Raw genomic sequence first — 13,615 nt, 5'->3', positions numbered from 1 at the left:
ACCGCTCATCTCGCTGCACCCGTGCCAAGGCTCGCTTCCAGGCCCCGAGATCCAGTCCCTTCCGCTGCATCACGCACGCCCCCACTGCTCGTCGTCGTCGATGTTGCGCACGAGCGTCCGCGCGATCTCGCGCCCGTCGAGGTGCTGGTGGACGTGGAGGTCGCGGCGACCGGTCGCCCGCGGCGCCGCCGTCTGCCGCTCGAGCAGCTCGCGCGTCCGGTGGGCGGGCACGACGTTCGAGCCGGCGGGGAGGCGGACGATCTCAGGGCCGCGCTCGCCGACGACGGTGATCTCCCCCGGCCGGACGATGCCGCCGCGGGCGCGGGGCTCTCCGCCGAGGCCCGGGCGAAACGTCTGCCCGAATCGGCTGAACCCCGAGTACATGTCTCCGAGCAAGCCGCCGGGCCCGGGGTCGTTGCCCGTGACCTCGCTCATGATTCTGCCGATGAAGTCGTTGGCGCCGAGCGCGTCGCCGAGTATGGGCGTCAGGCCGGCGGCCTCCCGGATCCAGCCGAACACGCCGCCACCGCCGCCACCGCCGCCACCGCCTCCTCCGCCACCGGCCGCGCCCAGGACGTTGCTGACGATGGACTGGAACTGCTGCGCGAAGGCCGAGCCTGCCGCTCTGCCGGCGGCCGCGCCGATCAGGCTGCCGAACGCGGCCCCGACTCTCTCCAGATTCGCGGCATACCCTGCCAGCGCCGAGCCGAGCAGGCGGCTCATCCCGCGCGCCGCCGTGAAGGCCGCTTCGCGTCCCGTCTGGCGTCCGACCACGCGACCGGCTCTGTTGCCGACCGCGGTCCACCGGCCTCTGTGCGCGTCGAACGCCGGGCCGATCCGTGCTGCAGCGGCGCTCGCCGCGCTGGCGGCGGTTCTGTCGCCAGCGACCCGGCCGGCGACGCGAAACGCGCTGCTCTGTCCGAGAGCGGTTCGGAACGCGCGAGCGAACGCTCTCGCGCCGACGCGTCCCGCCGGCGCCCAGCCTCTCAGCCGCGAGGTCAGGAAGCCGGCGCTCAGCAGGCTGCTCCAGACGCCCGACGACCGGAAGGCTCTTGCGAACACTCTCGCGCTGCCGCGTGCCGCCGCTCGCGAGCCGCTCGCGTCCGCACCGGACGACCCGCTGCTCGCATCCGTGCGCGCGACCGGGCGCCGACTCGTCGAACTCGGGCTCGACGAGCGCCGGACGAAGCCGCCGCCCTCGCGCACGAGCACACCCGGTCGCGCCCCTCCGAGCGAGCTCGCGCCGTCGGACAGCCGCTGGTCCGTCTGCTGCCGCTGCTGGCGCGTGAGGCTCTGGCCGGCGCGCTCGAGCTCGCCGAGCGCGACGGCGATGGTGCGGGTGCCGCCGAGCGCCTGCGAGCTGAGCCCGAGGAGCCCTCTCGCCATCCGCTTGAAGCCGCTCTCCGCGACCGCGGCGCCGGCAGTCGCGGCGGTGCCGAGGCCGCTCAGCGCGAGCGACGTGGCGTCGAGGCCGGCGTCGACCGCGCGCTGACCTTCCAGGCGCAGTCTCACGAGGATCTCCTCGCTCACGACTCACCCCCAGGTGAGTTGGGCGACATGGTGCGCGAGCCGTTCGTCGCGCTTTGCCGCGAACCGATCCGCCCCGGCGAGCCGCTCGCGCCAGAACGCGCGCTCGACCGCATCGCCGGCGAACAGCCGCTCGGCGATCCGATCAAGCCCAAGTGCAAGCGCAAGCTCCACATCTCGTTGCTCGTCGAGGCTCAGCGCCCCGGGACGATCGCCTCGGCGATCTCACGGGACGTGTTGGACAGCCAGCGTTCGATCTTGTCCGCGAAGTCGGCCAGCTCGATCACGTTGACGACCGGGAACGAGCCCTCGCCGCCGGTCGTGAAGGCAGCGATGACGGCAGCGGTCGGCGAGTTGACGTCCGGCGCGCCGATCGCAGCACCGAACTCGGCGTTGAAACGCAGCGGACCGGAGACGCCCGGCAGCGGCTCGAGCAGCCGCTCGCCGTCGCCGTCGACGCCGGTGGCCTCGTAGAGCCCGGCGACGGTCTCGGCGACGAAGCTCGCCATCCAGTCCGGCGTTCCGACCTCGCCGGTCAGCCGTCTGACGAACTGGTCGTCGGGCACGGTCACGCGCGCCACGAGCGCCGGATCGTCCCAACCCGGCACAGGCAGGAACAGCTCGGCGGCGCGACGGCGGCGCGTGTACGCGCGCCGCAGGCCGGCGAGAGCGGAGTCGACCGCGACCGCGGTCTCCTCGGCCTCCCTCGCCGTCTCGTCGCGCTCGCTCACGACGGCGTCCAGTGCCCGTGCGGGGCCACGACGACTCTGTAGAGCGCGGTGCCGTCGCCTTCGGATCTGAATGCGGGGCGCGTGACCTCCTTGAGGATCCCGCGAATCGTCTCGCTGGTTCCGGGCACCGGATTGCGGTTCTTGTCCTGGGCGTACACGGTGACCATCGCCGGGCGCCCGATGTTGCCGCCGAGCTCGCTGCGGACTCTGCCGTCGATCGTCCCGCGGTACGCACGCTCGAGGATCACGTCGCCGGTCGCCGCGGCAGCGGGCAGCGCCTCAGGATTGACCGCGCCTCCGGCGCGGTAGCTTCTCGTGTCCGACGTCGTGTCTCCGCCGTCGACGGAATCCCACTCCCCGGGCACGTCGATGTTCTCGACTCTCAGGACCGCGGAGAACTGCCATTCCCCGGTCAGCGTTGACTCTCTGAAACTCATCTGCGCGCGCTCCTAGATCGTGTCGCCCGCGGCGACCTGGGTGATGGTCAGCTCGATCGTGTGGGCCGACGGCGACGGCCGCAGCGCGAGGTAGCCGACGAGTCGCGGCCGAACCTCCGGGCTGGTGTCCGCCACGACGCTCGCGTGGAACGCGTCGCCGGAAGACTCGCCGTACAGCGCATCGCGGCTGTACCAGTCGGCGCAGATCGCCACGAGGTCGCCGGTCGCGACAGCTGCCAGGTGGCCGCGGCCGTCGATCGTGCGCTTGACGTGCCGGCGCAGCACGGCCTTCGCCTGCGCGTGGATCGCCATCGTGACGCGCATCGCCGAGACCTCGGCGTACTGCGGGTATCTGATCGGGTCGACGGCGGTGATCGCGTCCTCGGCGTACACCTCGCCGCGCGCGTCCTGCACGATGACGGTGATCCCGGCGTCGAGCAGCTGCTCGCGCTGGGCGCGCGACCAGGCGGTTCTGACGCTGACGGGCGTCGCGTACTCGCCGAACGTCCACGCGCACGGCTGGCCGGGACCTGCGCCGTTCTCGCGGTCGGCCTGCGCTTCGCGGCCGGTGTGGACGCCGGACGGCGGCACAGGGATCGTGACGCCGGCCGTGGTGATCTGCGGGTAGCCGGCGAGCAGCTGGATGTATCTCGCGTTCGGCAGTCTGCGGATCGCGGCCGCGTCGGTGGCCAGCGTCGCCACGTCGGCGATGTCGGGCATGTCGGCGCGTGCCAGGCGATTGGTCGCTGCGGCGTGGTCGGCGAGCGCCGTGTGCATGAGGACGGTCGTCCACCCGGACGCGCAGACCGAGCCGGCGCCAAGGCTCTCGTCGAACGCCGTGAGCGCTGCGACGGCCTGTCTGTCTCTGATGCCGGCGTAGTCGTCGTCGCCGCCTGCGAGCGGCTGCGGAGTGGACGACGCCACGGGCGGCCACGTTCCGACGCCGATCGTCGCGGTCGCGTAGCCCGACCGGTTGATCAGGTCCTGCGCCTCGAGCGCTGACGCGCAGACGCCTCTGACGAGCTCGGCGCCGTCGAGGTCGACGGTCACCATGCGCGCGCTGGTGGTGTCGCTCGCGGCGGTGACGCGAACGCCGTGATACCAGCTGCCCGGCCCCTCTGCTCTGACGGTCAGCACCGTCGCAGCTCTGTCGTCTCTGAGCTCGAGCGTCGCCGTTCTGTGCGCCGGGCCGACGACGCGTGACAGAACCGCGCGCGCGCCGCCCTCGGCGAAGTACGACTCGACCGCGCGCAGCGTCGAGTAGCCCGTGTGGTCACCGACCCGCGTGCGCAGCTGGGAGACCGACCGGACCTCGATTGGGACCTCGACGGGGCCGCGCTCGCAGACGACCGCCTCGAAGCGGGTCGAGACGTCGTCGGCGGGGAGCTCGGCGGCGCCGCGGTCCCCCCGGCGCACGATCACTTCGGGCAGCGGCATCAGCTTGCGTCTCCTGCGTTCGTGGCGGGCATCTCGACCAGCAGCTCGCTCGCGATCTGCGCGCGCGTGCGGTCGTTGTCGGGCGCCTCGCCGGACTCGCCGGGCGCCAGGATCCGGCCGCCCTCCAGGTCGACCGTCCCTCGTGCGACGTTCTTCACGGTGATGGTCTGGCTCATGGGTCGATCTCCTCGACGGGGGTCGTGGTCAGTGCGATCTCCTCGACGCTCGGCAGCTCGCCCGGGTCGGCGGGCAGGTCCTCGAGCGGCGGATCTCTGAGATCGAGCGGCAGCGGGCCGCCGAGATCCGACAACAGGACGCCGGAGACGGCCAGCACGTGGCCCTCGGCGTGGAGCAAGCGGTCGTCGTGGCCGTCGAGTGCCGCGTCGCCGTCGCCCTCGAGCTCGGGCGGGTCGCCGGCGAGCACGCCGAGCCAGCGAACCTGGAAGCCGGTCGCGCGCGGCAACTCGTGCAGCAGCAGGTTCGCGGCGCCGAGCGCGAGCAGGCTCGCGGTCTCCGCGCCGACGTCGTCGCCCGACACCGCCGTGACGGCGTGCACCTCGAGTCTCAGCGTCCCCGTGTAGGTGCCGTCGCTCGCGCGGTGGCGAACGTCGACGCTGCCCGGACAGGCGAGCACGATCAGCGGCAGCTGATCCTCGGTGCGGCGGCGCGCCTGCTCGCGAATCACGACGTCGCGCGGGCGGTCGATCCGCAGCACCGGTCTGCCGACCGGGGTCTGCTGGCGGACGATCTCGTCGACGTAGATGCCGAGCCGCTCGGACAGCAGCAGCTCGCGCGCCGCGCGCTTGAGCGACCACGGCGTGACGAACGGTCCGAGCAGCCGCACTCTCGGTTCGGGTGTGCTCACGGCGGGCCTCCGCCGTCGAGCGGGCAGCCGGCGACGATCGCCGCGGCGACGACTGCGGCGGTCTCTCTCCACAGCTCGCCGAAGGCGGCGAACGCCGTCCCCTCACCGGCCGTGCGCTCGGGGAAGAACGACACTTCGACGAGCTGGGCGGCGCGGTAGGCGGCCGCGTTGGCGGCGGCCGCTCTGAGCGTGTCACTGCACGGGCTGCGGCCAGGGAACCTGACTGCGACGTCGGCGCACGCCAGCTCGATCAGTGCGCCGACCTGCGCGAGCGTCGGGCGCGTGGCGGTCGTGAATCTGCCCTGCTCGGCGGCAGGCGTGTGCGCGATCGTGCCGCGCCCGCGCGTGCGGGCGTGCAGGATCGCGGCGACCTGGTCGGGCGTGGGCGCCCAGGCGGGTGCGGCCATGGCTACGCGTTCACCTCATCGTCGGATGACGGCTGGACGGCGAGCGCGTGCTCGCCCTGAGCAGGGGAAGGCGCAGTCACGACGCCGCCGTCCGTGTGCCGTCCCGGGCGCCCGCCTCTCTGTGGCGCCCGCAGCTTGTCCTGCAGGTACTGCGCGACGACGCCGAGTGCGACGAGCGCGGCGGTGACCTTCGCGGTCGTGTCACCACCGAGGCCGATCCCGAACGGCTGCACGAGCGCCAGCGCGGTCGCGAGCACGGCGCCGGCGGTGACCGGCAGCCGCAGCTTCACGAGGTCCTCGAGGAAGGCGCGCGCGAACGTCATCTCGCCGCCTTCAGGAACAGCTCGCGCTCGGCGCGCCGGCGGCGCGTCAGGCCCGGGAGCGGGCGCGGCGGGTGGCCGGCCTTGTCCCAGCGCAGCAGCTCATCGGCCGCGGCGCTCCAGCGCTGCGCGCGCAGCGCGCGGCCGATCCCGGTCTCGGCGCCGAGCGCGCCGGTCCCGACGTTGTAGACGAACGAGACGAGCGCGTCGTGTTGGTGCTGGGTCAGCGACAGCCTGAGCGCGCGGACGGCAGGCTCGTACTTCTCGGCCAGCTCCTGGCGCAGCAGCTCGCGCGCCTCCGCCGGCGTCAGCCGTCCCGGTGTCGCCTGGGCGGCGAGCCATCTGCCGCGGCGGTCGACGGCCGTGACGGGCCCGAAGTGCAGCAGGTGGCCGTAGCCGACCGTCGCATGTCCGGCCGGGTCGTCGTAGGGATGCGCGAAGAAGCCCTCGAACTGCTCGATCAGCGCGAGGCCGTCAGCGGAGATCCGGCGCGCGGATGCGCGCTCGGCGGCGGCACGGTCGCGCGCGGCATGGCGCCGGCGCGACCAGACGCGCCAGCCGTAGCGGCGCCGCAGCGCGGCGAACGTCTTCGGGCCGACGAGTCCGTCCTCGGTCAGGCCGACGCGCCGCTGGAAGGCTCTCACCGCGAGCGCGAGCGGCTCGCCGTACTCGTCGCGCCGCGTGCGGTCGCGATCGACCAGCCCCGCGAGCTCCAGGTAGGTCCGCACGGTCTTGACGTCCGGCGTCTTCGCGCCGCGGCGCAGCGGCCGCGCGCGCAGACGTTCGAGCACCGTCCGCGGCCGCGCGAGTCTGCGCGCGACGCGCTGCAGCGCGGTCGCGGAGTCTGCCTCGACGTGCCAGCCCTCGCCGGGGACCGTCAGCGTCGTGGCGAGACCTTCGCCGCGCAGCCAGGCGCGCACGCCGGCCGTGCCGACGCCGGCGAACTGGTCGATGTCGAGCGCGTGGTCCTGACGGCCGGTGCGGATGTGCGGCGCCGTGTGCGACGGCACCGCCGCGAGCGCGCCGACGCCGGCGCGCCAGAGGTCGTACAGGCGCTGCTGCTCGGCGAACGTGCGGCGGCCGCTGTTGAGCCGGAACGCGACGCCCGCCCGGCGCGCGCCCGAGAGGACGTCGAACCAGTCGTCGCTGACACGGTGACCGTCGAAGTGGACCATCGCGGCGCAGCATCGGCCGCGAGGGCGCCGCTCGCCTAGCGAATCGGCGGTTCCTCCGGAGGTTCCGCCGAACCGCCGGAAGTTCCTCCGTCCGTCGCATTAGGATGCGACCGTGCTGCTGAGAGAAGCCCGCGATCGCGCCGGGCTGACCCGCGAGGCGCTCGCGCGACGAGCCGGGGTCAGCTCACGCCAGATCTACGACATCGAGCACGCGCTGTGCTCACCGCGACGCGCGACGCGCACCGTGCTCGCGGTCGCCGTCGGCGTCCCGCGCGACCAGATCGCGTGGCCCGCGTCGACCGCCCGCGACGCCGCCGCGCGCCGCGCCGCCTGACGGCGCGCTGGTCCCCTTCCCGGCCCCGAACGCGCTCGGAAAGCGTGCCCGATCGGCGCGCTCGGGCGCGTCGGCCGGGATGCTGCGATCCCCTGCACGGCAGGCGATCCCGCCGCTTTCGGAGCGTTCGCCGTCCGCCTTGTAAACAGAGCGCGAGTGGTTCGAGCCGCGCGGCTCAGCCCGGCGTGGCGAACGTGCCGCCGGGCGGCGGCTCGGGACCGCCGGCGGCGGGCAGCTCGAGGCCGGTGCGGCGCTCGGCGCGCCACTGCCACAGGTCCTTCGCGAGGATCTGCAGGGAGGCCGCGACGGGAACGGCGAGGATCGCGCCGGGGATGCCGAGCAGCGTGCCGCCGCACAGCACGGCGAAGATCACGCCGAAGGGGTGAATGCCGACGGCCCGGTTCTGGATCCGCGGCTGGATCAGGTTGTTCTCGACCTGCTGGTAGACGATCGCCCAGATCACCCAGATGATCGTGTCGAGCGGGAAGTCGGCGAAGACGGTGACGATGCCGACGATCACCGCGCCGATCGTCGCGCCGACCATCGGGATCAGGTCGAACAGCGCCGTCGCCACCGCGAGCGGCGCGGCGAACGGGATCCCGAGGATCGTCAGGACGATGAACGTCGTTATGCCGGCGATCAACGCCTGCAGCAGCGCTCCCGCGACGTAGGCGCCGACCGCCTGCGACATCCTCTCCAGCGTCATGGCGAACCGTCTCTGACGGTCGGGAGGTTGGAAGGAGAGCAGCATCCGGACCCAGCGTGGGCCGCTGCCGAGGATGAACGCGGTCATGATGAAGATCGTCACCGCGGCGAAGATCGAGTTCACGAAGCCGACGCCGACGTCGCCGAGCAGCTGCGCTGCGTCGCCGATTCTCGACGGCAGGTCGTTGGCCCAGTCCTGGACCTTTCTCGTGATGTCGTATTCCTCGTTGAGTCTGGTGAGCTTCTCGTTGTTGTTGACGTAGTCGTCGAACTCACGCGCGTAGTCGGGCACCTTCTCGACGAGGTGCGTGCCTTCGCGCACGAGCGGCGGGATCACGATCGCCATCACCGCGACGGGCACCAGCAGCACGAGCAGCAGCGTCACCGTGATCGCGAAGCCGCGCTTCATCCATCTGCTGAACCAGGCGACCGGCCCCGACAGCGCAACCGCGACGAAGCAGGCGATCGCCGCCCACCCCAGCGGCTTGCGCAGCAGGTACATCAGGTAGAGCCCGAGGACGATCGCGACGACGGTGATCGTCGTGGTGAAGACGGTGCGCGCGATCGAGGACGGAGGAACGTCAGGGCCCATGCCGGGTCCTGATTCGCGTCGCGCGGCGCGCATCCTGCATGCGCGCCGCGCGTCGCGGTCAGGCGATCAGCAGGTGGGGTCGTTGGGATCCTCGACGCAGACCGTCCACGGGAGCGAACGGCTCCAGTTGGTCGAGCTGCCCGGGATCGAGCCCTTGAACGTGTAGGTGCCCGGCGTCGAGATCGTGAACGTCGCGACACCCGAGCCGTTCGTCGTCTGTCTGTAGGTGCCGTCCGTCACGGTGTAGCCGGACGCCGCCGAGCTGGTGCTCGCCGGGGTCAGCCAATGCGTGCCGGGCGGGTACGCCGGATCCGGCGTGTCGGGCGTGTTCGGCACGTCCCAGCGCGTCAGCGTGAGCGAGAACGACGTGCCGATCGACACGACGGTCGGGTTTGCGCCCGTCCACTGCAGGATCGGCGAGTACGGCCGGTAGTTGGGGTTCGGGTCGTACGTCGTCGCCTGGAAGACGAGACTGTCACCGTCTCTCAGTCTGAGGTCGCAGATGCCCCAGTCCGCGTAGTTGCGGTTGATGAATATCCCCCAGCTGCCCGGCGCGAATCTGTGCGTCTCTCTCTCGATCGTCTCGATGAACGTTCTGCGGTCCCAGCTTCCTCTCGTCGCCTGCTCCAGCGCCTCGGCGGCGGTGTTGTCTCTGCATCTGATCGGCAGCTGCGTCGACGTGCCGTACTGGTTGGCGTAACCGGAGCCCGTGCCGATCGCGACTCTCGTCTCCGCCCGCAGCGTGCTCGTCTGGCCCTCGACGCGGACTCTCACGTAGTCCGTCGCCGACGCCCCCGCCGGCAGCGCCGCGCACGCCGCCACGACGGCCGCGAGCGGGAGGGCGGCGCGCCGTGCGCGCCGCCCGAACATCTCCTTGACCTGCATTCACAACCCCCTTCTGGTGTGGGCACTTCCGGTCGCCGACGCACCCAGCGTCACCGACCGCGTCGCCGTGACCGTCCGTCCGGCTGCGCCCCGCGCCGCCACCCGGATCGTCACGTCGAGCTTGGAGCTGCGCGCGAGCGCCGCGCGCTGGCGCGCACCGAGCCGCAGCGTCAGCGCGCCGCCGCCGCGACGAGTCGCGCGCGCAGCCTGACCGGCGACGCGAACCGAGCCGGTGACCCGCACCACCGCGGTCGCCTTCGCCGTCTTGACTCTGCACGAGACGGCCGTCCGCTTCCGCACGAGACGGCACGCCACCGTGAAGCTGGGCGCCGCGCCGGCAGGCCCGCGAGCACCAGCCGGCCCTGTGGCGCCGGGGGAGCCGGTGTCGCCCTTGGCCCCGCCCGGTCCGGCCGGGCCGTCTCTGCCGGCCGCGCCGTCTCTGCCGTCCGCGCCGTCTCTGCCACCCGCACCGTCTCTGCCGTCTCCGCCACCCGCACCGTCTCTGCCGTCTCTGCCGTCCGCGCCGTCGCTGCCCGGCGCTCCGGTGTCCCCTCTGTCCCCTCTCGGCAGCTCGCCGGCGACGCCGACCAGCGCGACCTCCACGGCGCCGGCGGCGGTCCGCGCGACGAGCGTGCCCGTGCGGACGCCGTCCCCGCTCGGTGCGAAGCGGACGCGCGCGGTGCAGGTCGCGCCCGCCGTCAGCGTCTCGCCGGTGCACGTGTCCGCGCTGACGATGAAGTCGTCGCCGTGCGTCCCAGCGGTGCTCACGCGCGTGAACGGACCGGCCCCGTCCGGACCCGCCGTGACGGTGACCGTCCGCGACGCGCCGATCGTCCAGAGCGGCTGCGTGCCGAAGCCGCGCGCGGTCGGCCGCGCGGCCGCGGGCACCTGCAGCGCGAGCGCGAAGTAGCCGGTGCCGCCCTGCGCGAGCGCGCCGGCTCTGAGGCTGCCGACCTGCGTCGGCACCGCCGCGTCGGTTCTGGCGCCGCTGCCGAGCTGGCCGAGGTTGCCGGCGCCCCACGCCCACACGCTGCCGTCGCGCTCGAGCGCGAGGCTCGCGTTGTTGAGCGCCGAGACCTGGACGACGTCGGTCAGGCCCGCGACGGTCACGGGCACGGGGCTCGCGGTCGTCGTGCCGTCGCCGAGCTGCCCTCTCGTGTTCGCGCCCCACGCGCGGACGGTGCCGTCGCCGAGCAGCGCGAGGCTGTGCGTCCCGCCGGCGGAGACGCCGACCGCTCCCGCGACGCCCGCGACCTCGACCGGCGTCGCGCGCGGCTCGCCGGCGCCGTCGCCGAGCTGGCCCTCGGCGCCCGCGCCCCACGCGCGCACCGTCCCGTCCGCGAGCAGCGCGAGCGAGTGCTGACGCCCGGCCGCGACCGCCGTCGCCGCATCGATCCCTCTGACCTGCACCGGCATCCACTCGGCGTCGCCGGCCGTCCCGTCGCCGAGCTGGCCGAGGCCGTCCGCGCCCCAGGCGCGGAGCGTGCCGTCGGCCGTCAGCGCGACGCTGTGCGACGCGCCCGGCATCCCGCCCGCCGCGACCGCGACGACGGCGGTGAGCCCTCTGACCGCGACCGGCAGCGAGCGCTGGTCGAGCGAGCCGTCGCCGAGCTGCCCCGACCCGTTCTCGCCCCACGCGCGCACCGTCCCGTCGGCGAGCAGCGCGAGGCTGTGGAACGCGCCACCGGCGACGGCGGTCGCGGACGCGATCCCAGCGACCGCCGCCGGCGTCGTGCGCGGCGTCGTCGTCGAGCCGTCGCCGACCTGACCGACGTCGTTGCGGCCCCACGCGACGACGCCTCCCGACGGCGTGACCGCGAGCCCGTGGTAGCCCCCGAGCGCGAGCGATCTCGCCGTGACGCCGACAGCCGGCGTCGGCACGAGCAGGTTCGTCGTCCCGCCGTCGCCGGCCTGGCCGCTCGTGTTCTGCCCCCATCCGTGCACGTCGCCGGTCGCGGCGCCCGCCCCCGGCGCGCAGGCGAGTACCGTCGCGAGCGCGAGGCCGAGCGTGCCGGCGCGAGCCGCCGTCTTCCGTGAACGCCGCATCAGCGCACCGTCGCCTTGATCGTGGTCACAGTGCCGCCGCTGCCCAGCCGCAGCGAGTAGCGGCCGGGCTTGATGGCGCGCACCGGCCGCAGGCTGCTCACGCTGCCGCGCGCGAACGTGCGCCCGCCGCGCACGAGCCGCGCGGCGGCCTTGGCGCTCGAGCGCTTGCCCGCGACGGTCACCCGACACGACACGCGCTGGCGTCTGCCGCTGCCCAGCAGACGGCAGCTGACCTTCGCGTCGCGGCCCGCCTTGCCCTGCGCCCCGCGCTGCCCTCTCGGCCCCGCCGGGCCGCGGGCGCCCGCTGCGGCCGGCGCGCCTGCCGAGCCCTGCGGACCGACCGCACCGTCGTTCCCTCGCGGACCCGTCGGCAGGTCGCCGCCGACGCCGCTCAGCTGCACGACCGCGGGCGGTTCGTCGGTGCCCGCGACGATCACGCGCAGCTCGGCCTGGCTGGCACCGGCCGCGCTCGGCGCGAACCGCACCGCGACGGTGCAGCTCGCACCGGCCGCGAGCGTCTCGCCGGCGCAGTCCTCAGAGCTGACGAGGAAGTCGTCACGCTGCGCGCCGACCACGCGCACGGCGCGCAGTTCGACTGCGGTCGCGCGGCGGTTCGTCAGCGTGACGGTGCGTGCGACACCCAGCGCGCCCTGCGGCTGCGTGCCGAGGTCGAGCGTCCAGCTGCTGACGTCGAGCCCCTGCGGGTCGACGAGCCGCAGCGCGACCGTCTCGCCGAAGCCGACCGGCTGCGCGCCGGCGTCGACCTCGGCCGCCCCGTCGACGGAGACCTTCCAGCCGACGCCGCCGGTCGCTGTCGAGCGCCCGTTGATGCGTGTCACGCGCCCGTTCTCGACGAGCAGGTCGGTGACGCAGCCGGCCGGCTGCGAACCGGCTCTCGCCGCGGCGAGAACGTCGATCAGCGCGGCTCCGGCCGGCGCCGTCGTCGCGCACAGGCGCGCCGCTCCGTAGCCGTAGTCGATCGCGAGCGCGATCGGCACGGGCGTGCCGGCGGCGACCGCGGGCGCGGGCCGGACGACCGGGTCCGACGGGTTGGCGCGCGCGGGCGCCGCGACCGAGAAGCCGGGGGCGGCGAGCGCCCGCAGCCCGTCCTGCGAGGCGTAGAGGTTGGCGACGGCGCCGCCTGGCAGCAGCGAGAAGCCGCCGGCCGACGACGGGTCGCCGCCGGCCGGGATCTGGAACGTCAGCAGCTGGTCGATCGCGCTCTCCAGGCCTTCGGCGTTCCAGGTCGCGTCGCCGCGTCTGATCCCGCAGGCGGCAAGGCCGGCGAGCGCCCAGCTGGTCGCGTTCGGGTTGCCGAAGCCGGCTCTGGTCGGTCCGCGTTGCGCGAGCATCGCGGCGATCCCGCGTCTGACGGGCTCGGAGTCTCTGCGGCCGAGCCCGCACAGCGCGGCGAGCGCCGCGCCGTTGATGTCCGGGTACGGCGTCCACGTGCCGTTCGCTCTCTGCGCCGCGAGCACGCGCGCGGCGACGGCGTCCATGACCGTCTGCCCTGCGGGCGACTGCGCCAGCGGCGTCTGCTGCAGCGCGATCAGCGCGAAGATCGTCTGGTTGACGAGACCGACCGCGAAGTTGCCGCCGTCGTAGAAGCCGGCGAGGCCTGCGAGCAGGTTCTGTCTGGCGGAGATGCGCGTCGGCTGCACGCCGATCGAGTGGCTCGCCATGATCGTGCGCGCGTAGTCGCTCGCCTGCAGCTGGCCGAGCGTCGCCCAGCGGCCGTCCTCCGCCGCCCACAGCCCCGCGTAGTAGTCCTGCGCGCTCGGCGCGCCAGGCGCCGTGCGCAGATCGGCGGCGTGCACGCCGGCGCCGGCCAGGCCGAGCAGCGCCCAGTCGCCGCCGAACGGCGAGGGCGCGTCGGCCGGGCAGTCGATCCCCGGCCCGCTGATGCAGCCGATCACGCCGCTGGCCGGATCCTGTTCGCCGCGGAGGTATCTGACCGACGCGGCGACGGAGTCGGCCACCTGCTGGTCGGTCGCGGCGGACGCCGCGGCCGGCAGCGCCGCGACCGGTATCGCGACGCAGACGAGAAGCGCGAACGCCGCGCGGACGGCGACGACGCGACGATGGACCCTGATGTGCACTGTGGCGGCTCCCTTCGTGCAAGGGAGCCGAGGAGGCGCACGCGCCGACGCGCAT

General features: G+C 73.9%; 15 protein-coding genes. 1 reads left to right on the top strand and 14 read right to left on the bottom strand.

Annotation, left to right across the window (positions count from 1 at the left end):
- Positions 1-69 precede the first annotated feature (69 nt).
- Genes CWOE_RS32655 through CWOE_RS30450 form a run of 10 tightly spaced genes read right to left on the bottom strand, consistent with a single transcriptional unit; the run spans position 70 to position 6,899 of the window.
- Positions 70-1,530, bottom strand: coding sequence for a hypothetical protein (locus tag CWOE_RS32655; RefSeq protein WP_012933219.1), 1,461 nt, complete (start codon positions 1,528-1,530; stop codon positions 70-72).
- 3 nt (positions 1,531-1,533) lie between these two features.
- Positions 1,534-1,701: a hypothetical protein gene (locus CWOE_RS33375; protein ID WP_160165487.1), complete on the bottom strand. Its 168-nt coding sequence runs from the start codon at positions 1,699-1,701 to the stop codon at positions 1,534-1,536.
- Between the two features lie 20 nt (positions 1,702-1,721).
- Entirely contained in the window at positions 1,722-2,258 is a 537-nt protein-coding gene (locus tag CWOE_RS08680) for a hypothetical protein (protein ID WP_012933218.1), read from the bottom strand.
- Positions 2,255-2,695: a hypothetical protein gene (locus tag CWOE_RS08675; protein ID WP_012933217.1), complete on the bottom strand. Its 441-nt coding sequence runs from the start codon at positions 2,693-2,695 to the stop codon at positions 2,255-2,257. Before CWOE_RS08675 ends, CWOE_RS08680 begins: the two co-directional genes overlap by 4 nt.
- 12 nt (positions 2,696-2,707) lie before the next feature.
- A complete protein-coding gene (locus CWOE_RS08670; RefSeq protein WP_012933216.1) occupies positions 2,708-4,132 on the bottom strand; it encodes a hypothetical protein in 1,425 nt (474 codons plus the stop codon).
- On the bottom strand, positions 4,132-4,308 hold the full coding sequence (locus tag CWOE_RS33370; protein WP_012933215.1) for a hypothetical protein: 177 nt from the start codon (positions 4,306-4,308) through the stop codon (positions 4,132-4,134). Before CWOE_RS33370 ends, CWOE_RS08670 begins: the two co-directional genes overlap by 1 nt.
- Entirely contained in the window at positions 4,305-4,997 is a 693-nt protein-coding gene (locus CWOE_RS08665) for a hypothetical protein (RefSeq protein ID WP_012933214.1), read from the bottom strand. Before CWOE_RS08665 ends, CWOE_RS33370 begins: the two co-directional genes overlap by 4 nt.
- Entirely contained in the window at positions 4,994-5,404 is a 411-nt protein-coding gene (locus CWOE_RS08660) for a hypothetical protein (RefSeq protein ID WP_012933213.1), read from the bottom strand. Before CWOE_RS08660 ends, CWOE_RS08665 begins: the two co-directional genes overlap by 4 nt.
- A 2-nt stretch (positions 5,405-5,406) precedes the next feature.
- Positions 5,407-5,727 carry a hypothetical protein gene (locus CWOE_RS33365; protein ID WP_012933212.1) on the bottom strand — a complete coding sequence of 107 codons (321 nt, stop codon included), beginning with the start codon at positions 5,725-5,727 and terminating at the stop codon, positions 5,407-5,409.
- Positions 5,724-6,899 (bottom strand): glycoside hydrolase family protein, encoded by a 1,176-nt coding sequence (locus CWOE_RS30450; RefSeq protein WP_012933211.1) that lies wholly within the window; start codon positions 6,897-6,899, stop codon positions 5,724-5,726. Before CWOE_RS30450 ends, CWOE_RS33365 begins: the two co-directional genes overlap by 4 nt.
- Before the next feature lie 112 nt (positions 6,900-7,011).
- On the opposite strand from CWOE_RS30450, the gene CWOE_RS08645 reads away from it, so the two are divergent.
- Positions 7,012-7,233 carry a helix-turn-helix transcriptional regulator gene (locus CWOE_RS08645; RefSeq protein WP_012933210.1) on the top strand — a complete coding sequence of 74 codons (222 nt, stop codon included), beginning with the start codon at positions 7,012-7,014 and terminating at the stop codon, positions 7,231-7,233.
- Positions 7,234-7,408: 175 nt separating this feature from the next.
- Here CWOE_RS08645 and CWOE_RS08640 read toward each other — a convergent pair whose 3' ends face one another.
- The 4 genes from CWOE_RS08640 to CWOE_RS34320 all read right to left on the bottom strand — a co-directional run bounded on the left by CWOE_RS08640 (position 7,409) and on the right by CWOE_RS34320 (position 13,560).
- Positions 7,409-8,530 (bottom strand): AI-2E family transporter, encoded by a 1,122-nt coding sequence (locus CWOE_RS08640; RefSeq protein WP_012933209.1) that lies wholly within the window; start codon positions 8,528-8,530, stop codon positions 7,409-7,411.
- Between the two features lie 66 nt (positions 8,531-8,596).
- On the bottom strand, positions 8,597-9,415 hold the full coding sequence (locus tag CWOE_RS08635; RefSeq protein WP_012933208.1) for a hypothetical protein: 819 nt from the start codon (positions 9,413-9,415) through the stop codon (positions 8,597-8,599).
- A complete protein-coding gene (locus CWOE_RS34325; protein ID WP_012933207.1) occupies positions 9,416-11,461 on the bottom strand; it encodes an RCC1 domain-containing protein in 2,046 nt (681 codons plus the stop codon).
- Positions 11,461-13,560 carry a choice-of-anchor D domain-containing protein gene (locus CWOE_RS34320; RefSeq protein ID WP_012933206.1) on the bottom strand — a complete coding sequence of 700 codons (2,100 nt, stop codon included), beginning with the start codon at positions 13,558-13,560 and terminating at the stop codon, positions 11,461-11,463. The genes CWOE_RS34325 and CWOE_RS34320 overlap by 1 nt, the downstream gene beginning before the upstream one ends.
- Positions 13,561-13,615 lie beyond the last annotated feature (55 nt).

It is taken from the genome of Conexibacter woesei DSM 14684, from assembly GCF_000025265.1.
GTDB lineage: Bacteria > Actinomycetota > Thermoleophilia > Solirubrobacterales > Solirubrobacteraceae > Conexibacter > Conexibacter woesei.
Note: the sequence above shows the minus strand (reverse complement) of the source record. Positions and strands in the feature narration are given on the sequence as shown.

Excerpts from the sequence above, each read along its gene's own strand:
- CWOE_RS30450 (WP_012933211.1), bottom strand. The coding sequence starts at position 6,899 with ATGGTCCACTTCGACGGTCACCGTGTCAGCGACGACTGGTTCGACGTC.
- CWOE_RS34325 (WP_012933207.1), bottom strand. The coding sequence starts at position 11,461 with ATGCGGCGTTCACGGAAGACGGCGGCTCGCGCCGGCACGCTCGGCCTC.
- CWOE_RS33365 (WP_012933212.1), bottom strand. The coding sequence starts at position 5,727 with ATGACGTTCGCGCGCGCCTTCCTCGAGGACCTCGTGAAGCTGCGGCTG.
- CWOE_RS08660 (WP_012933213.1), bottom strand. The coding sequence starts at position 5,404 with ATGGCCGCACCCGCCTGGGCGCCCACGCCCGACCAGGTCGCCGCGATC.
- CWOE_RS33370 (WP_012933215.1), bottom strand. The coding sequence starts at position 4,308 with ATGAGCCAGACCATCACCGTGAAGAACGTCGCACGAGGGACGGTCGAC.
- CWOE_RS08675 (WP_012933217.1), bottom strand. The coding sequence starts at position 2,695 with ATGAGTTTCAGAGAGTCAACGCTGACCGGGGAATGGCAGTTCTCCGCG.
- CWOE_RS08640 (WP_012933209.1), bottom strand. The coding sequence starts at position 8,530 with ATGGGCCCTGACGTTCCTCCGTCCTCGATCGCGCGCACCGTCTTCACC.
- CWOE_RS08670 (WP_012933216.1), bottom strand. The coding sequence starts at position 4,132 with ATGCCGCTGCCCGAAGTGATCGTGCGCCGGGGGGACCGCGGCGCCGCC.
- CWOE_RS08635 (WP_012933208.1), bottom strand. The coding sequence starts at position 9,415 with ATGCAGGTCAAGGAGATGTTCGGGCGGCGCGCACGGCGCGCCGCCCTC.